The organism is Rhodobium orientis, assembly GCF_003258835.1.
Classification (GTDB): domain Bacteria; phylum Pseudomonadota; class Alphaproteobacteria; order Rhizobiales; family Rhodobiaceae; genus Rhodobium; species Rhodobium orientis.
This window is the reverse complement of record NZ_NPEV01000023.1, coordinates 1-18427: the sequence shown is the minus strand read 5'-3', so window position 1 is coordinate 18427 and position 18427 is coordinate 1. Positions and strand designations below refer to the sequence as shown.

Sequence of the window (18427 nt, the reverse complement as noted above, 5' to 3'; positions counted from 1 at the left end):
GAGGAATTCATGGAGAGATACTCCGTCGCGTCATCAAATATTGCTTCCATCGGGTACGATGCGCCATCACAAATTCTGGAAGTCGAATTCCTGAGTGGAACGATCTACCAATACTATGGCGTACCCGAAAATATGTACGACCAGCTCATGCAGGCTGGTTCAAAAGGACGTTTCCTGAGTTCATATATTAAGAATGCCTACGGGTACTCTAGGGTTGGATAGAAATATCCTGAATGCATTGAGGGCAATATGTGGTTAACGAAGACGAAATTCATGCGACGCCTGAATTGCCCGAAGTCTATTTGGCTACTTCTCCATGCGTCCGATGAATACCCGTCAGAATGGAAGCCTTGAGCGGCAGCTAACCCACCTGACAATCAGAATGCAGCCAGTCTTCTCTCGGCCCCATTCCGGTCATTTGAACGAAGCGCAGCGAAAGTCGGTTCTCCGCCCAATTGTGATGCTCGGCGCAATGCGAAGACTGTCCGGCTCGAGTTTCCGCAACCAGATTGGCACGGAGCGTTTGGTTCCGGCTTGAGCGGGACGTCAGCATTCGATTAACCGGAGGACATTTGAAGTGCGTCTGCGCAGTCAGCCTTCCCCCTTCCGTCTATTGCCTGGAGACCCCCACACCTTCCCGCGTTATAGCTCGTGAGAGCGTCCAACCCGAAACGCCGTAGCGCTTTCCAACGGTCTCGTAGCTCTCGCCAGTGTTTGCCAGCCGCCGCGCTGCATTGCGCAATTGTCGCTTGCTCAGGATCGGCGGCCGACCAAGCCGCTTGCCGCGTTTGCGAGCGGCTGCAAGACCTTCCTTCGTCCGTTGGGAAAGGAGATCGCGTTCGAACTCGGCCAAAGCGCTGATGAAGATATAGAGCAGCCTGCCGAAGGGAGACGTGGTGTCGATGCTCATGCTGGCAATGTGAATGCCGATTCCGCGCTTGTTGAGCTTATCGATCTCGTTCAGCGCGTCCTGCGTCGACCGGTAAGCCCGGTCCAAATCCCAGATCACGAACACGTCGCCGCGCCGAAGGCGCCGCATAATCTGCGTGTAGACCGGACGGCGTTTGCTGATAGCCGACAATGTCTCCAGATGCAGTTCGTCATAATATCCCTTGAGACCGTCAATTTGACGGTCCGGTCGCTGCTCGCTGGTGGACACACGCATGTATGCTATTCTTTTCATTTAATATCAGTGTGTTAAGTGACTTCTCGCTTTCCTCCTCCCGTCACACAATCGACCCTTTCCGCGTAGTTGGGGGAACCGCGGCATCTTTGCCGCTTATCCCTTGATATTCTTCAATTTTACCAAATTTCGAAGATCAACTTCAAATATCCGCAAAATCGGTCGGTTATGAGCGGTGTTCCTCATGCCAATACGATCAAGAAACTTGCGGTCGCCGGGGCACTTGTTCTCGGCATCAATACGGCGTTCGCCAGCGACAATGCGGGTTCGCCGATGACGGCGGGGCTCGTCATGGAAAAGATGCCGTTGCGCGAACGCTTCAGCTATGTTGCCGGGATCGTCGAAGGCTTGGCCTATGCCCGGTTCCGCAAGGATACCGCCGCAAAAGGCGGTAACGACACCAGCGGCATGAACTGCATCTATGGCTGGTTCTACACCGACAACACGGCAACGATGGACACTGTGGAGGCGGCATTCCGCAAATATGCCGACCGCTATCCGGCCACCTTGCTGGCGGTTCTGATCAAGAGAAAGTGCGGTGAGTGATGGAACTGGTCGTCGCAGGAGCATTGGGACGGAGTTTTCGAAGGGGCGCGAATGAAGAGGCGCACCGCCGTGTCCTGTGGCAGCTTCGCGAGCAGAAGGACCGGGACCGCCGACAGAGGGAGGAGCAGGTCGACCAAAGCGAGTCCGAGTTCATCGACCTCGCGACGACGATCATCACCGCCGAGCAGGCCGAGCTGTTTCAGTCGGAACTCAACATCTATCACGAGGCGACCTACGAAGCCCTGCGGGACAACAACGAACGGCTGGAAAACGTCGAAGCCCATATCGAGCGGATGTTGTCACATGCGCATGTGCTGGAAGACGGACGCCGTGTCTTCAAGACGGAAGACGGCACGCGGGTGTTCGACGAGTTCGGCAGGGAACTGGATGCGGAAACGATCTCGCCCGACGACATCGACGATGATCGGCCGCGATGGGAAAGCTACCGCGATGCGATGGAAGAACGGGAACGGCTCCTCCAAGAGCGTGAAAAACTCATCGAATTCCAGTCCGACCTCGACGAGGCGCAGGAGCTACTCGATAGCGGAAAGATGACGCAAGCGGAGTTCGAAGAACGGCGCCAATACCTGCGCGACCATGCGCCGGATGCGGTGAAAGTCCATGCTAAAGGCATCGACTTCGAAAACGACGCCAAGCGCACCGCCGCCACCAACGCCGAACCGAACATCGATCTGGACGACGAGCTTGCAGACATGCCGATGCCCGAGCCTTCCGTACCCGGTCTCGGATGATCCCGGCGGACCTCCGGTCTGTCTCTTATCTCTCGTCCACGGGCAGCCCGGCCAATGTCGTCAGCCCAAGCTGTTCGGCGGCCTTTTCGTTCTCGATATCCTGGTCGATGAGAAACCGGGCGCGTCCCAGTTGCCCCATCGCCCTGGCCGCATCCTCCATGGCCTGGTCGATCAGTTTCAAAATCTCCGGATTGGTCATAACAAAATTCCTTTCGGCAAAAAGCTGGTGAGCCGGATCCTGAAAACCGTTGCACGCAACGTGCGCCTTATTCGAGCAAAGCCTTATATCGACGCGATCCGGCCCGTAGAGCCGATATGCGTGCAAGCGGGTTTCCAGACCGCACCGGGCCAAAACAACCCGGCACAAACATCGTACAGAAAAACATTGGCCAGTTAAATAAATAAACGACGAAATCAAATCGTCCGACAGAAATTAGATAGACGATCGATCAGACCTTCGTGACATCGCGGTCCGGAAACCGACGCCCTTTCATTCAACGAAATAACGTGAAAAGCCGAACGTCGTGAAACGCACCTGAACCTCGAATTGAAACCACCTGATCTGAAACCGACATTGTCCGTCACGCGCCGTACCGGAATTGGAACGGGGAACTGCGCTTCCGCAAGATGTGCGTGTACTACACGCGATCTTGCCAAAGGGGGCTCAAAGGCCGCCCCCTGTTGGATACCCCGGCTGGGCTGACGCGAAGCAGATCCAACTTCCGCACCCGCCCCATTTAGGACGTTCTGACCATTGTCGCGAACATCCAAAAGCGGCCGATCGGCTATCAGCCCCAGCACATGCATCCGCCGAATGTCGAAACGCGGGTGCAAGAGGGCGCGCGAAAGAGTCGAAGGCATGGGTGATCACGTTATGACCGATATAGATTAACCATGATATCGTTCGACCAGAACGGCTTTCCTACCGAAGAGATGATGTCGCGCTCATCCAACCAACTCACAAGTTCGCTGTTTTCATTCGTTCTCTTGAGCGTGGGGCGTGCATATCCGGTTTGGATTTTCGAATATGGGTAAGGAAGCTCTCCCAAGACCTCACGAACATCGTTCTTATCGAGCGTTTCGTGGAGGAGATTGAGTAACTGGACCCGTGTGCTTAATGGCTTAGCGTTCACGATAATTGCCTTGACGATGTCAGGTGTGAGTGAAGGCAGAGCGCCATTTGTCCGCAACAGGATCGGCCCGACAATGCCGGCACGCTCGGGAAGGCCGGGAAGACCGCTCAAGTCCATCAAATCAATGATAGCACGCTTCTCGCCGTTCGTGATATCGGTGGCAAGCAATCGCTCGCGGAAGTCATCGTCGATCGAGAAAGAGCTGGGGTCGCGAAGATAGGAGGCGATGTTCTGGGCGACGAATACCGTTTGAAGGTCGACCTCGCCGTCGAGCGCAGCCAAATTCTGGGCATTGAACGTGACACGCCGCTCATCGATAAGTATCCGACGCTTTCGAGCGCTTAAAGATTCGGGAAATTTCTCGAATTGTTTGGGTAGGGCCCGCGCATATGCGCGATATGCCTCATCTTCAAGATCATCTGCTTCGATCAGGAATTGACGGAGAGGAAATGTTTCTTTTGTTACCGGAATCGGCGTTTCCAGAAGAGTGGCGCGGACCTCGTCATCATCAAGGAAGGTGATAAGAGCGTCGCTATCGAAAGTCTCTGATCGGAAATAAGCGAGGCAATTAGACCAAGTGGGAGCGATCTGGGCCCCGCGGACCACAATGGCCCGATACCGCTCGGGTACTTCTTCGAGCGATGGCAAAAGTTTCGTTTGGCGCAGGACGAAGGTTTCTATCTCTTCGGCATTGAGTTCATCGCGGGACATCACAGCCAGTATTGCGTCGATATCCTCCTCATCGTCATCGTCCATATCCTGCAGTACGTTCGCGAAGTACGCTTCGAAATCGCTTTCCACCCGGTCGAGGAGGGGTTCGGCTCCGGAGTTTCGCACCCTCGAGTAATATCGCTTACGCAAGGCCGGGCCGGTATCTTCTCCGAGGATTGAGCCGAAAATGTAGCCTAAGTTCGCTTCGCTCAGGCGATAATGGCCGAGCTCGTACAGTTTACGAACGACGTTCGGATATCCATCGATCGCAGCAAGGTCCTTCGTCTCGATACACAACTCTTCAAGCTTGACCGGATCAACCCCCTCCAAGAGGTCGAGAATGTCCCGGAGGTTGCCGGCCGCGAATGTCCGTAGCTCGGGGTGTTCCTCGCGCTCGCGAGCCAGCATGGCCGGCGGAAGATGTTCGATGAGCCTCGCGATATGCAAGACCGCGGAGGAGCTCTCAATGGCCGCGGGTACGAAGTTGCGCCAAGCGTCAACGAGCTGCCTCAAAAACTCGCCAACGTGCGATCCCGTCGCGTAATAGGCTTCGAAGAATTCCTGCTGGTTTGGAAACTCGTTCGAAAGATATGTGAAGACCTTCCCGAGCCGCCCCTTGTGCTCCTCGCTCTCCAGGAGCGCGTCGACGAGCCGGACGTTCAGCGCATAATCGAGGCCAAAATCATCCTCCCTCATTCCCGCGATGACTTCACTCGGGTTGTCGATTGGGAAAAGGGGCTCAGGAGTGAGGAAAGCCCTTATTTGTATCAGGAACTTGTTGTCGTTTGGCGAAAGCCGTCCAGAATGGAACAAGGACGTATACTGGTAGTAGCTATCATCGAGATAGCCCTCTAAGAGCAGGAACCGGGCGAGTTCACCGCCGTCGCCGAGATTTTCGAAAAGGCCTTCGACTTCTTGCGTACTGGACCGCAGCAAGACATTGAACTTGCAAGTCCGGATCGCTTTGACCTCACTTCTCAGATGGGCGATCCTCCGATGCGCAGCCTTCTTATGCTCGTCGGCCTTGTGCTCGATGCTTCGCGCCCGTTCGGCATAACTTGCTTCGGGATCGACACTTTTTTGGAAGGCAGCATCCTGGAACTGACGCTGTCCACCATTAAGAGTGTTGTAGTAAAGGGCTGGCGCCGTAATGAATTGTTCGAAATCTTTGTGCTCGGATAATTTAGCGGGCGTTACATAGGACTGTCCCGGCAGGCTTAACCCTGCGATATTGGGCGGCATCTTTTCGAGAAGGGCCATCGCATAAATGCGTTTGAGTTCTCTCAAATTCTTCGCGATCTCCTGTTCGGTCCTTTCGACATCGCGTTCGAGTTCGGCGATCTCGGATCGATAGCTCCGTTCACGCGCAGCGATGAGCTCGTCTTTGCGCCCTAAAATTTTGGCAAGATGACCTTCGCCGCGATGGAGCCGTTCGAAATCCCTAGGATAGACATTCTTATAGATCAGCACGGAGAGAAGCTTCGTGGCGTCGAGTACGTTCTCGCCATCGGTTTCCAAATTTGCGACATAGATTGCGTACTCGTTGAAGATGTTGTGGATCAGCCGGAGATCGCTTAGGTAACGAGACACTTCGCGCAGAAACTGCTGATCGAGCCTTCCGTCCAGTTCCAGCCGCTTGCCCTGCGCGAGCACCATGTCAATCGAGTTAGAGCTGTTAATAATCGGGATGACGGGGATGATAAATTCGAAGAACTTGGTCCGGTCAGTGTTGACGAACATGTCGTCGCGTAGCGCGTAGAGGAATCTGACCTGGCGTCTCACACCCACATTGCCGTTCACGAGACTGTTGATCTCGCGAAGGGTGACGAAGATGTCGGAATCCTCGAAGCGATCGAGATCCTCCACGATAACGAGATCGTAACGCGTCGACTGGAAGAAGTAGACTATCTCGTCCAGGTGACGATTAAGGATCGAATCCTGGTCGTCCGACGACGGCCGTATCTCGATGTCCTTCAGCGAAATGCTTTTAAGTGACACGCCGAAGCTGGCGACGTAGAAGTGATGAATCGCAGACCAGAGAAAGATCAGCGCGAAAGCGGCTACGGAGATATCGAGCCAGTTCGTGAGATCGAAGGGTTCGAAATATGAACCCTCAAAAATCGCTGCACGATTATGGAATACATGCCAGAGAGCGAGCAACCCAGTAAGAATGTAGAGTGATAGGAAAATCGACCAAAATCCTGGCGATTGGATACGCTTGAAACGCGAGAGCGGCAGTTTGTTTGCATCTGCGCCATAGAGCAGTTGCTGGAGGATACTCCGCTCAATCTCCTGTTTGGTCACCGTGCGTCGCTCATCGCCTGCTTCCGGTAAGAAGGCGGCGAGAGAGATGTGCAGGGCTTGGCGGGGATAGGACTTCAAGAACGATCGGATGATGCTGCTCTTGCCAGAGCCATAAGGCCCGGTGAGCGCGATGTTAGATACGTCCGGACTGTCGGTCGCGAACTTCAATGCAGCCGAATACACCCCTCCTTGGTCAGCCTCATCGGTTGGGGCGAGATCGACGAATTTCGCTGGCCCCACGGGCGAAGCGAATCTCAGGCGCAACGCTTCCGCTATTTGGATGAGCTTATCGGAGATCCAATGGCCGACTTTAGTAAGACTGGTATTCATACCGGGCTTCTTACCATGTTCTAAATTTTGTCCCAGCCGCGTGCAGAATTTAGGCGACCACGCGCGTCAAGGCCAGAAGGTCCGCTGTGGCGCCGGATGCTTACTTTTAGTAGACAACCGGCTTCTGAGCTTCGAAGTAGCCGTTTGCCACAACCGAAGCAAACGCTCAATTCCTACCCGGTTTACCGGAAGTCTGTGTAAGCTCTGGGCCGCTTGCAGTCATTGGCCTCTACGATGCCGGAAGCAAGTTTTGTCCGGCGAAGCGGTCGTCGGCCCCGTGCGCAGCGAATGTGGGCTCTCCGCCCATTTCAGGCTTTGAGTTTGCGCAACAAATGCTCTGCTTGGAGCATCTCGTTCTCGACCCCCCCAAGAGATAGCACACCGGGCGGATATCCAAATTGGAGAGCAACGGCTCCACGTCGCTGTCACTGAGCCTCGCGCCCTCGATGCGAGTGGAAGAGCTGATGCTTTCGATGGTCGCCACGTGGCGCCAGCGTTCCGATCGCTCGCAACGCGGCCTTGAATTCGTCGATCTCGGCAATGAGAGCGAAGATTTCCGGGGTGGTGGCCAACGTGTCGATGCGGAAGGTCATATCCAATAACTTACCCATAAATACCCGAAAATGGTGATGATTTCGGACTAAGATCCAAATTCATACCCAGAAAGCCCTACATTCACGGTGTTTGGCTGTCTTGCGGGCTCTATTGCGCTTCGCTCCACCGAACCCGCCCTTCGGCACGCCGGCGGGCGGTTTCGGCCCATGCGGGTGACGATCCCGGACAGGAAGAGACGCGGCGGCAGGTCGCCGCCACTTGTTTTTTGCTCGCGCGTTGCACGCGCTTGGACCCCATCTGCCAGCTTACACCGCCGCAGGGTCGCCTGATCCAATAGCCTTGGTCCGGGCTGGCCCGCTCCATTCGGCACCATGTGCCTCCCGTGTGGCCCGGACCGCCTTCGGCGCCGCAAGCGGCAAGGCTTTGGGGCGCCCTGCTTGCGGTCATAGCGTCCGTTGCGGTCGCCGCCGTCGGTTCTCCGGCGGCGGCTTTTTTGTTTCCGGGATTTCGGACGCTCGGCGCTGGCCAAGGGTTCATGCGCGGCGGGTTTTCTCTCCTGAGAGCTTCGCCGGATTTGAACCCCAGACCCCAAGCGAGGACACCATGGCCAAGAAAGATATCTATCAGGAGGTCACCAGCAAGATCATTGCCGTTCTGGAGACGGTAGACCTTGCCGACTACCAGCCGCCCTTTGCGGCACTGGCAGCGCAAGGACTGCCGCTCAACCCGATCACCGAACATCGATACCAGGGCATCAATATCCCCTCCCTCTGGTTCGACCAGCAGGACAAGGGTTTTTCGTCCAGCCATTGGGCGACCTTCAACCAGTGGAAGGAGCGCGGCGCGAGCGTACGCAAGGGCGAAAAGGGAAGCCCGATCATCTTCTATAAGACGCTGCTCCGGGAAGAGCAGACCGACAGCGGCGAAACGGAAGAACGCGCCGTTCCCATGCTCAAGACCTATACCGTTTTCAATGCCGATCAGGTTGACGGATACGACCGCGCCAACCTCGTCAACCGTAGCGATATCGACCTTGTGACCCGCATCCAAGCGGCGGACCACTTCTGCGCCAATACCGGAGCCGATATCCGTCACGGCGGCGCCAAGGCGTTCTACCACCGGGTGGAGGATTTCATTCAAATCCCGGACACCAAGGCCTTTGTGGAGACCAAACAGGCAAGCGCCACGGAGAACTACTACGCAACGCTGCTGCACGAGCTGACCCACTGGACGGGAGCGGCGCACCGCCTTGACCGCGACAAGGCAAAAACCGGGGCCGAGCGGGACAAGTACGCATTCGAGGAACTGGTCGCCGAGCTTGGTGCAGCCTTCCTGTGTTCGGCCATCGGCATCGTGCAGACGCCGCGTGACGACCATGCCCTCTACATCAAGGGCTGGCTGACCGCGCTCCGGAACGACAAGAAGTATGTCTTCAAGGCGGCAGCACAAGCCGCGAAAGCCGCCGAGTTCCTGCACGGCTTGCAAACCGAACCCCGCAAAGCATCCGAGCCTGCCCCAGAGCGGCCCCGCTAGGGCCGTTCACGGGTGCGCTTGTGCACCGTTCATTTCAACCCAAAGCAATAAGGAGAAACCCCATGAAACTCACCCATTTGACCCTCGACCAACTGAAACCCGCCAAGGTCAACGTCCGCAAGAAGGGCGGCAAGGATGTCGCCGATCTCGTGCCGAGCATCCGCTCGCTCGGCCTGTTGCAGCCGCTTCTGGTGCGGCCCAACTGCGAAGGCTTTGAGATCGTCGCGGGACAGCGCCGCTATCACGCCTTGACCAAACTGGCCGAGGAAGCCGAGGCACAGCCCGTGCCCTGCATCGTCATGGAGGACGGCGACGATGCGAAAGCCATTGAGGCCTCGCTTGCGGAAAATGTCGCCCGCCTGCCGATGGACGAGATCGACCAGTACAAGGCCTTCGCCGCGCTGGTAGGGGAAGGCAAGGACGTTGCCGACATTGCCAGCGAGTTCGGCGTGACCGAGCGGCTCGTCAAACAACGCTTGGCCATTGCCAACATCATCGGGCCGATCCTGACCGCCTTTCGCAGGGGCGACATCGGAGCCGAGACGCTGCGGACGATGACCCTTGCCACAAAGCGCCAGCAACAGGACTGGTGGGCGCTGTTCAAGGACGAGGACGCATACGCGCCGCACGGCTACGCGCTGCGCCAGTGGCTCTTCGGCGGCCAGCAAATCCCGGTCGAGAACGCCTTGTTCGAGATCGAAGAGTATGTCGGCGCGATCGTTGCCGATCTCTTCGGTGACGAGCGGTATTTCGACGACACGGACGCCTTCTGGTCTTTGCAGAACGAGGCCATTGCCAAGCTCAAAGACGACATCCTCGCCAAGGGCTGGCAGGATGTGGAAATCACGGAAGTCGGCGCGTTCTTCGCCAGTTGGGAGTACCGCAAGGCGACAAAGAAGGACGGAGGCCGCGTCTATATCCAGATCGCCAAGGACGGCGAGATCACGGTCCACGAGGGCTACATAACCGAGAAGGAAGCCAAGCGCCGCGACAAGGCGGAAGCAGACAACACCGACGAGCAGGCTTGCGAACGGCCCGAACTCACCAAGGCCATGCAGAACTATCTCGACCTGCACCGCCATGCCGCCGTGCGGCTCGATCTCCTGAGCGATCCCGCGCTTGCGCTTCGGGTGGCCACGGCGCAGATCATTGCCGGATCGGCCCTATGGACGGTCTGCGCCGAACCGCAAAAGGCGAACAGCGAGGCCATTGGCGAAAGCCTCGCCGCCAGCACGGCTGAGGCGGCATCCGCTGCCGAACGCGAGGCGGTGCGGCAATTGCTTGGTATCGAACAGGACGACAGCGACACGCTCGTCTACCGCCAGCACGACTACGGTCGGTCGCATGATCTTGTGTCCGTCTTTGCTAAGCTCGTGGACCTCGACGACGACAGCGTCCGGCGCATCCTGACGTTCGTCGTCGCCGAAACCCTGTCGAGTGGCAGCGCGCTCGTCGAAGCGCTCGGCATTCTCCGGTCAACCGATATGGCCGCGCACTGGACGCCGGATGACACCTTTTTCGATCTGTGGAAGGACAAGGAAGCGATCAACGCCGCTGTGAAGGAAGTCGCCGGAAAGGCCACCGCCGATGCTCACGTCACCTCAACGGCGAAGGTGCAAAAGAAGATCATCCGCGATCACATCGACGGCACCCGCAAGCCGCATACGCCCGACTGGCAGCCGCGCTACATGGCGTTTCCCATGAGCGGATACACCAAGCGCAGCGGCATCGACGCCGTAGAGCGCGGTAAGGACCTAAAAAAGCGCTTCAAAGCTGCATAGCGTCCGGTAACGCCAAAAAAAAGCGCCCGGCGGCAAGACCGCCGGGCGTTTGCGCGCAAAGCCGCGCCCAACCACTCGAAAGCGTAGCGCCACCGTTTTCCGCACAGAGAGGCGCGTGTCAGGCATCGCGATTTGTCTCAACTTGTGCTAACCGTACCTTCCGGCCACGTGCCGATTTCACAAATGCATATCAACAAACGATAACTTGGAATTATGCGCCATCTTAAAGAAGAGCATTGGCAGAGGTTCGTAAACACCGCCGGTCGAGACGGGCTATATTTCGAAGAACTCGTTTCCCAGATTCTTCAAAAGATGGAGGGGGGGCGTTGGGTTAAGACGCCTCATTCCTGGGATAGGGGTAGAGATTTCTTCCGCTTGGACCGTAGGGATGTTGCTGCAGAGGCAAAAAACCACAGCGCTCCGCTGTCAATAAGAACACTTAGCCCTTCACTTGTCATGGCGGTTGCCGACAATTTGTCCGAAATACTCTTCTTCTCGTATAGCCGGATCAACTCTAACGCAATTGAGCATCTCGCGTCGTTCGAGGACCAAACAAACATTAGAGTCCGAATTTTTCATGATGACAGCCTGGAAGCGATCATATTACGTTTCCCTTCATTGTTGAGGGAGTTCTTTCCTACTTTTACTTCTCGTCGAGCACGATATGCAGGAAATGTTGCCGTCACCTCAAGACTCACTCGCGATCCGGAAACTTATCTAACGGACCGTGGCATGAGTGAGTCCTTATTCGAAGATTCTGACAAGCGATGCGACGAAATTGGGCTGCTGAACGTCTTGGAAACCTTCGCTCTTGACTTCTACCTCTACAATTCAACGCACCACCGCGTTGAGAGAGTCATCGTTCGATTTGCAAGTAATACGATTTTGCGCCATTTCGAGCTTCTCGACGAGCAAATTGAAAAGAATGATTATTCATTTGAAGTGACGCTTTCTGCTGGCGAGGTAATCCGGCGACGCGTGCATTTTCGCACCTTTGCTGCCGGTAAGAAAATTCAACTGCCACGCTGGACGGTCAATGGCGCGGGTCGTAACGTTTCGTGTTGTTATCTACCGTCTTCGGTCTCCGTTAGTTCACTTTTTCGTTCACCGCTGGTTGGTAATTCTTACATTTCGAGCCTGAGAAAGTTTGAGCGTATCGTTTCTTTCCGCGATAGGCCGATCTTGCACACCGTCTACGGTCGGAGTGGAAGTGGAAAGTCACGAATGCTCTATGAGTTAAGGAACCGTCTCTACAAACTGGGATATCGCATTATCTATCTCCGTGGAGAGCTAGCCCGGATGACTAGCTTTGATGAGTTCTTTCGTAGGTACTTGTCCGCACGATATGGCCTTCCACGCCAAGCTCCTGACGAGGCCGACAACGAATTGAATGCACCATGGAGAGAAAAAGTAGAAACTCGTCGTGTCATAGACCGACTTTTGTACGATCCTTCCTGGCCGCCTTCAGCAAACATTCGCGAATGCGAAGATGCCTTTTTAGCTTCGCTGGCGGGGCAACGGTTGGGCATAATATTAGATGATATTCAAGGCTTAGATTCGACAACGATACAGTTTTTTAACGGTTTGACGACCAAGCTGCTCGATAGTAATCACCAGATTGTTGTTGTGCAGGCACTCAATACAGATCTTGTTGTGCCTGGCTCTTTGTCTAGTCTGTATCTTCGGCGGTTACTTGACTTAGGCAGCACTCATCCAGAGCAGGTGTCATCTATCGAACTTGGTGAGCTGTCCAATTCTGAGGCGCGGGAATTTCTCAACAATTGTCTACGCGTTGGTGATGGCAGCGCGCTCGAGAGTTTCACGAAAATTTACTCGGGGTTGGCTGAATCATTGCTGAAAGAGCTAGAGTTGACTCCGCTCTTTGTAGAGCAGTTTATTTTGCTCCTTGAACAACGCGGTGCCATATCACATGACAATATTGGGTATTATGTCTCGGACTACAAGCTGGTCAAGCGAGAAGTTGCTTCACTAGTTACTGGCAACAACACTCGCCGATTGGACGTCCTGCTTTCCCGGCGATTTGAGGCATTCGAGCACACACTGAGCTCTAAGCAATGGCTCATCGTTGATCTGTTGAGTAAGCTCCTGTTGATTCCGAGTATGGCCTTCGATGCTTTAGGAATTGAGCTGCCTGACGTTTCTAGGCTCATTGAGCTTGGACTAGTTGTGGAAGATGCCGGTCGAGCAATCGAGTTCCGCCATCAGACTCTGCTGCGCCTCATGCGGGCAAAACGTCCAGCGTCAAAAGAAGTAGACAGTGACCTGGAAGTGTTCTTCAGAGACAGTCGCTGGCAGATGCTTTATCTTCCTCAATTTACCTTGCAGGAGATCAGATTCAATCGACTAGCCAAGTCACAAATATCAACGCTTTTTGACCACTTGGATCAAGGCAGAGTAGATGCATCCGACTTGCTTCCATTGATAGAACCCTTGGTACGCTTAGAGCTTGATCGCCTTCTTTCTTGGTTCTCAGCTGGCTACGTCATACGCATATTCGATCATACTGCGTATCGATTGCGACCCGTTCTCGGGTATGAACGGGCAGCGGAATTGTACCAACTTATCCATTCTGAATTGCATGTTAGAACTAAACAATTGAGGGATGCCGGCTCGGAATACGTGATGCTGTGTGTTCGCTTTGGTTCATTATTGTTGGGCATGCGCCAAGATCAAAAGGCAATGCGCGTACTTAAGGCTGCGTTTTCTTCGGTAGAAGACCTGCAGTTTTTGACAGAAAATTCGAAACAAGAGGCTATTGGGCTTATTGCTAATCGCCTTTGCGCTGCGCTGCTAGGACATAGGAGAAGTCTTGAAGCAAGGAAAGTCGGCTTAGTCGCAATGAAGGCGGCCCGCGCTGGCAAGTGTCAATACATTGAATTCCAACAGCATATAGATAACGGCTATATTCATTATGGCTTTGCCGCCGAAACTCCACAGCTTTTGGCAGAGTGGCAAAATGCTTTATCAATGTTCGATGAAATGTTTCTCCCAGCTCACGAACTAATAACCAATCGCGCGGTGGCTAAGCTGCATCATTCCCACATTCTGATTTTAGAGGGAAAGAGGGAGGAAGCGCTCGAATTGATCAGGCGAGAAATCCTCAATTGCCAGATTAGTCTAGATCCTTTTCATGAGGCCAAATTATCGATCCTGGGTGCCATTATCTTTATGTTGGAGGGTGAGGATCTGCTTGCTGCTGAAGAGGCACTTGAGTTCGTTGCACATGCGAAGGATATTTCCAGCCGTTTCGATCTTGGACAGGTATATTGGGTGGCATTTCACGCTGGAGCAAAGATTTGGCAAATCCTCGAAGAAAAGGAAAAGGCGATCGGAGAACTAAGCAGAGCGTTCGAGGAGCTTGTTTCTGTGGTCGAGAACGCAGAGATCGAGGATCGGTTTGATTGGTTTTTTGAAGATTATGCCGTCACTTTGCGCCTCTTCCAGGCTCAGTCTCTTGCGAGGGATAAATCTCTAATTAGGCGGAACAAAAGGCGAGAAGCTGTATCGACCATATTAGCAATGGCCGACATCGAATTCAGCCTTTTTCATTCGCAATATGTACCGCAAAGCACCTATTCTAGGGAGCGTTTAAATTTTCCATGCCCTTAGAACTGTCTTTTTAGAAAAACCCGGTTGTGTCCAACGTTGAAGAGGTTTTCAAACTGTTGACTGTCGATGGCTTTCAAAGCCTTTGTAACCGATGGAATGCCCTTCCAGAAAGCGTTCCCTTGCATGTCGCAGCCGGCGTCATCGATTATTAAGTACCCGTTATCGTTAACGAGGTTTTGATAATATTCAATGTCTGATTTCACGCATTTGTACCGATGATCGCCATCAATATAGATTATGTCAAATTTCTTTCCTAAAATCTTAGACTTCACGGTTGGGTCCTGCGAGTATCCTCGTATCAATTCATTCCGGTCGATATCTAATCTGAAATCTGAAAATATCCGGCGTATGTCATCAATATAGTCGGAATCTGGGTAGAAACTTTTCGCTTTCTTGAGAGAACCGGCCGTCGAATTTGTGCCCTTTTCTTCGTTCGTTCCAGCAAGCGGCGTAATCCCAATGGAGTGCAGCTGTATCCCAAGCAAATCGGCGATTAGGTGCCAAAGAGAGATTATTTGGCCCCTAAAAACACCTATTTCGAGCGCGGTGATCGGTTTTTCGCTCATGGAAAGCTCGTTAATTATATTTAACCACATCATGTGAAAAGCCCGGTCGCCGAAGCCCCATTCGTTCGCTTCGACGTAATCTCGATGGGCTCGGAGCGCTGGGATGGAGTTTACTAAGTGGGTAAACGCTCTAAAGGTTTTATCATTTCCAGCGCTTGTGTTTGAATATTCCTTCAGAACAGATTTTGCCTCATCAAGACTTTTCTGGAGTGTAGGTTTTACAGCAACTTCGTCATTCGATTTTGCCGAAGTTCGGCAGAGCTCATCCGTCGACCATTCTTGCTCTTTTAGAAGAATTTCAACAGGAAAAACATTCCCATTTCTGTCAAAAATTACATCAGAATTGCTTACTCTGTTACCAAACCAGTATGCGTTTTCTTTGAGGCTTTTGTATCTATCAACAAAATATATTAATGGAGAATTTTTGTGAACAAAATTACTACCAAGAAATTTCATTAATGATAAACTGGCGTTATCACGTTGATAAGTCGGTAGATCATATATCGAATTTATGGAGAAGTATTTTGAAATAATATTATGATACCATTTGGGGTTCATCACGTTTGCTAGACTGACGAGAGAAAATTCGGTGTTGCGCATAAGATCTTGCAGGCCTTCCGCCTTGATAAAAAGTTTGTAGTAATTATCTAGGTCGGTTTCAATTAAATGGCCAAACTCTTTAAAAAAACCAGCCTTTGCATCACATTTAATCTCTCCACTTTTGTAAGCAGCGCGCTCGTCTGTCACATAACTACTTTTATGATAACAGGTTACGTCACCCAACACCCAAATTTGTTTTTGCTTTTGCTTTATCTTGAGACACAATTCTAAATCCGAATAATGAGACTGATTAGGCACCGAAAACCCGCCAACTTCGGCGAATAGCTCTTTGTCTATCATCATTAGTGCGGAGCAAGCAGCTTGTACTCGTCGTCGGATAAGCGTTAGAGGATGACTCGGCAGCACGTCTTGAAACAGATGTGGCGCATTATACTCCGTGAATGCTATTCCGAAATCCACCACGCGGCCCGTAGACGGACTAATGAGCTTAACAGCGGTCGCGCCTATTCGTGAGGAGCTCAAATGAAACTCGAGCATGTTCTCAAACCAGCCGGGGGTAACGATAACGTCGTCGTCGCAAAATATTAGAATTTTACCGCTGGCTTTTTCGGCACCTAGATTTACCGCTCCAGAGTACCCTAGGTTTTCTTCGACCTTTATCACTTTTGCGAACTCTGTGGCCGCTTCCGCTGCTGTTTCTGATATCCGGCTATTATTAGCCACCACAAGAATCTCCGTACCTTTGGGTACGGTGTTTCTGATGGACCTAAGGCAATGGTCCAATGCCGCCCTATTGCTGTGATGAGGCACAATGATCGAGATCGTATGCATAATTCCAAGTTATCGATATTCAGAATCCGATTTTCTCCATAGCGTTGGCCGTTTCGATCGCCGTGCGCAGTGAGCGGTCGTTGACGTGGGTATAAAGCTCGGTCGTCGCAATGCTTGAGTGGCCGAGAAGCCGCTGAACGAAACGAATGTCGACACCTTCCTCGATGAGCGTCGTGGCAGCGGTGTGTCGAAATCGATGCGGCGTTACGTGGGGTGAGATGCCAAGGTCGGAGGAGAGGCGGCGCAGTCGTAGTCGGAGCGTTTGGGGAGAAAGGCGTCCGCCTCGATTGTTGAGCACGAGAGGGGCATTGTGGTCGCCGCAGTCCAGCTCGGCGATATGGCGTCGAATGTCATCGGCAAGGGTCTTGCTTCCGACGAACACGGTCCGTTCCCGTGACCCCTTGCCAAAAATCCGGATACTTTTGGCGTCAGCCGACACATCTCCGACATTGATACGCGACAGTTCGCTGACCCGAATGCCTGTCGCGAGCATCAGCTTGATCGACAGGGCCGTTGTTCGATCGACCAGGCTGCCTAAATGGCGGGTGGCTGGTGTTCCACTGCTAGGATTGTCGGGAATATGCCGGGCAATGCGCGTGATTTGATCGCGGCCGAGCGCCCTCGGAAGTTGCTTTGGAACCCTGAGTTTCAGGTCCATTCTGGGAAATGGTGACTCGCTGATCAGCTCTTCTTTTTCAAGCCATCTGGCAAATGTCCGAACGCAGGCAAGGCGTCGTCGGATGGTCGACGGCTTTAGGTTTCGCGACTCCCTGAGATACTCGATGTAGACATAAATGGAGTCTGGGCAGAAGAATTCCCGGATCGAGCACGAATTTGCATATCGGATAAGTTCATCTAAATCCTGTCGATACGCCGACATGCTGAGGTCCGAGAGATTTTTGGAGTTCCTGCAAAATTTTAAGTAGCAGTCCGCTCGCGTGGACCATTCTTGGTTTGTCATCGTTGCTTTCCGTCGCTGGAGAGCCGATGTGGTAAGTGAAATCCATTAAATATCGGATACTGTGTATAACTAAGCTTGGATTACAGCGCTCAATTATTAGGGGAATGAGTGCGACACAGGCAATTTCCGATTTGCAGATTCTAGTCCCAATCCACATAGTGCGTTTGCAACGCCAGCTTGGTTTATGCGTCACCCCGAAGTGCCAAACGGCCCCGGTGCGCATCTTTTTACGAGACACAAGATCGACTAACCGAACCGTCTTGTCCGCCGTCGTTTCCTTTCAATTTCTCGGTGTTCACGCATTTCGTCATAGGCCCGGATATCGTCGCGGATGTTCCGCCACCTCGACGTGAAGTCGCGGGCAAGTTCGGCCCGCATATCGACAAGCCGCCGTCGTTCGGCGAGTTGTGCGAAGACCAGCGCGTCCAGTTCTTCCCGGTCCCGTAGAGCGCAGGCTTTTGCTTCCGCCTCGTTCCGTCGCTGAATGCGCTTTGCCTCGCCGCGCGCCCAATCCCACAGCCCTTTCAGGCCAGAGCGGAAGCGAGATTGGCGGGTGCGGGCCTCTTCCCATTTGCGGCGCTCGATGGTCTCGATCAGCTTTCGTCGTGTGGCGCGGTGGCGGTGAACCATGGCCCGGCGCTGTTTGTGCAATTGGCTGTTGCGCGGCTGAAGATCGCTTAGCAACTGGCCCTTATGCCGCCGCATAGCCTCCTGCATTTCCTCGGCGATCTTTGCCTTTGTGGTTGCCACATCCGGCAGGTCGTCTTCGTTCTCCAGCCGCTGGCGGACAGCCTTCGTCCTGACGCCAATCCATGTCGGAACGGCGTAGACCTCGCCATGCATGTCGAGAGCAACAAAACTTCTGCGGTCGCCTTTGGCTAGCCAGTAGCCGCGCTCCTCCAGCGCATGGATGAAGGACGCCTTCGTATCGGAGATCGCCCAGGCATCCTGCAGAACTGCCTTGATGGCACGAGGGTCTTTGCCCTGGCGCTTCGCCTGTTGCCATTCGGCGAGCGAAAAGTTACGGGGGTCGCGAGCCTCGCTTTGGGC

Annotated in this window: 12 protein-coding genes and 1 pseudogene; 6 read left to right on the top strand and 7 right to left on the bottom strand. The window is 53.7% G+C overall.

The features are described from left to right. Positions 1 to 9: 9 nt before the first annotated feature. A complete protein-coding gene (locus CH339_RS11740) occupies positions 10 to 222 on the top strand; it encodes a KTSC domain-containing protein (RefSeq protein ID WP_111434552.1) in 213 nt (70 codons plus the stop codon). A gap of 388 nt (positions 223 to 610) precedes the next feature. Here CH339_RS11740 and CH339_RS11735 read toward each other — a convergent pair whose 3' ends face one another. After that, complete coding sequence (locus CH339_RS11735) at positions 611 to 1165, bottom strand: recombinase family protein (protein ID WP_170138498.1); 555 nt, start codon at positions 1163 to 1165, stop codon at positions 611 to 613. A 186-nt stretch (positions 1166 to 1351) separates the two neighbouring features. Between CH339_RS11735 and CH339_RS11730 the strand changes: the two genes are divergently transcribed. Together CH339_RS11730 and CH339_RS11725 are read left to right on the top strand one after the other, a co-directional pair. Then, positions 1352 to 1729 carry a hypothetical protein gene (locus CH339_RS11730; protein WP_111434550.1) on the top strand — a complete coding sequence of 126 codons (378 nt, stop codon included), beginning with the start codon at positions 1352 to 1354 and terminating at the stop codon, positions 1727 to 1729. Further along, complete coding sequence (locus CH339_RS11725) at positions 1729 to 2481, top strand: hypothetical protein (protein ID WP_111434549.1); 753 nt, start codon at positions 1729 to 1731, stop codon at positions 2479 to 2481. Before CH339_RS11730 ends, CH339_RS11725 begins: the two co-directional genes overlap by 1 nt. 25 nt (positions 2482 to 2506) lie before the next feature. Here the strand turns inward: CH339_RS11725 and CH339_RS24680 are convergent, their stop codons facing one another. From CH339_RS24680 to CH339_RS11715, 3 genes are all read right to left on the bottom strand, one after another. Further along, complete coding sequence (locus CH339_RS24680) at positions 2507 to 2680, bottom strand: hypothetical protein (protein WP_170138497.1); 174 nt, start codon at positions 2678 to 2680, stop codon at positions 2507 to 2509. Between the two features lie 673 nt (positions 2681 to 3353). Beyond that, positions 3354 to 6959: a YobI family P-loop NTPase gene (locus tag CH339_RS11720; RefSeq protein WP_111434548.1), complete on the bottom strand. Its 3606-nt coding sequence runs from the start codon at positions 6957 to 6959 to the stop codon at positions 3354 to 3356. A 425-nt stretch (positions 6960 to 7384) separates the two neighbouring features. Then, positions 7385 to 7552 carry a hypothetical protein gene (locus CH339_RS11715; RefSeq protein ID WP_201240991.1) on the bottom strand — a complete coding sequence of 56 codons (168 nt, stop codon included), beginning with the start codon at positions 7550 to 7552 and terminating at the stop codon, positions 7385 to 7387. Positions 7553 to 8117: 565 nt separating this feature from the next. Between CH339_RS11715 and CH339_RS11710 the strand changes: the two genes are divergently transcribed. The 3 genes from CH339_RS11710 to CH339_RS24305 all read left to right on the top strand — a co-directional run bounded on the left by CH339_RS11710 (position 8118) and on the right by CH339_RS24305 (position 14458). Beyond that, a complete protein-coding gene (locus tag CH339_RS11710) occupies positions 8118 to 9047 on the top strand; it encodes an ArdC family protein (protein WP_111434547.1) in 930 nt (309 codons plus the stop codon). A 62-nt stretch (positions 9048 to 9109) separates the two neighbouring features. Continuing rightward, complete coding sequence (locus CH339_RS11705) at positions 9110 to 10828, top strand: ParB/RepB/Spo0J family partition protein (RefSeq protein WP_111434546.1); 1719 nt, start codon at positions 9110 to 9112, stop codon at positions 10826 to 10828. Positions 10829 to 11041: 213 nt separating this feature from the next. Then, complete coding sequence (locus CH339_RS24305) at positions 11042 to 14458, top strand: ATP-binding protein (protein ID WP_146610157.1); 3417 nt, start codon at positions 11042 to 11044, stop codon at positions 14456 to 14458. Here CH339_RS24305 and CH339_RS11695 read toward each other — a convergent pair. The 3 genes and pseudogenes from CH339_RS11695 to CH339_RS24675 form a co-directional block, all read right to left on the bottom strand. After that, positions 14455 to 16416 (bottom strand): glycosyltransferase, encoded by a 1962-nt coding sequence (locus CH339_RS11695; RefSeq protein WP_111434544.1) that lies wholly within the window; start codon positions 16414 to 16416, stop codon positions 14455 to 14457. The genes CH339_RS24305 and CH339_RS11695 overlap by 4 nt on opposite strands. A gap of 19 nt (positions 16417 to 16435) precedes the next feature. After that, entirely contained in the window at positions 16436 to 17377 is a 942-nt protein-coding gene (locus tag CH339_RS11690; RefSeq protein WP_111434543.1) for a tyrosine-type recombinase/integrase, read from the bottom strand. A gap of 246 nt (positions 17378 to 17623) precedes the next feature. Further along, positions 17624 to 18427: pseudogene (locus tag CH339_RS24675) on the bottom strand (relaxase/mobilization nuclease domain-containing protein); the annotation flags it as partial.

Bases quoted from the DNA above. Each gene is read 5' to 3' on its own strand.
- CH339_RS11740 (WP_111434552.1), top strand. From the start codon at position 10: ATGGAGAGATACTCCGTCGCGTCATCAAATATTGCTTCCATCGGGTAC.
- CH339_RS11735 (WP_170138498.1), bottom strand. From the start codon at position 1,165: ATGCGTGTGTCCACCAGCGAGCAGCGACCGGACCGTCAAATTGACGGT.
- CH339_RS11730 (WP_111434550.1), top strand. From the start codon at position 1,352: ATGAGCGGTGTTCCTCATGCCAATACGATCAAGAAACTTGCGGTCGCC.
- CH339_RS11725 (WP_111434549.1), top strand. From the start codon at position 1,729: ATGGAACTGGTCGTCGCAGGAGCATTGGGACGGAGTTTTCGAAGGGGC.
- CH339_RS24680 (WP_170138497.1), bottom strand. From the start codon at position 2,680: ATGACCAATCCGGAGATTTTGAAACTGATCGACCAGGCCATGGAGGAT.
- CH339_RS11720 (WP_111434548.1), bottom strand. From the start codon at position 6,959: ATGAATACCAGTCTTACTAAAGTCGGCCATTGGATCTCCGATAAGCTC.
- CH339_RS11715 (WP_201240991.1), bottom strand. From the start codon at position 7,552: ATGACCTTCCGCATCGACACGTTGGCCACCACCCCGGAAATCTTCGCT.
- CH339_RS11710 (WP_111434547.1), top strand. From the start codon at position 8,118: ATGGCCAAGAAAGATATCTATCAGGAGGTCACCAGCAAGATCATTGCC.
- CH339_RS11705 (WP_111434546.1), top strand. From the start codon at position 9,110: ATGAAACTCACCCATTTGACCCTCGACCAACTGAAACCCGCCAAGGTC.
- CH339_RS24305 (WP_146610157.1), top strand. From the start codon at position 11,042: ATGCGCCATCTTAAAGAAGAGCATTGGCAGAGGTTCGTAAACACCGCC.
- CH339_RS11695 (WP_111434544.1), bottom strand. From the start codon at position 16,416: ATGCATACGATCTCGATCATTGTGCCTCATCACAGCAATAGGGCGGCA.
- CH339_RS11690 (WP_111434543.1), bottom strand. From the start codon at position 17,377: ATGACAAACCAAGAATGGTCCACGCGAGCGGACTGCTACTTAAAATTT.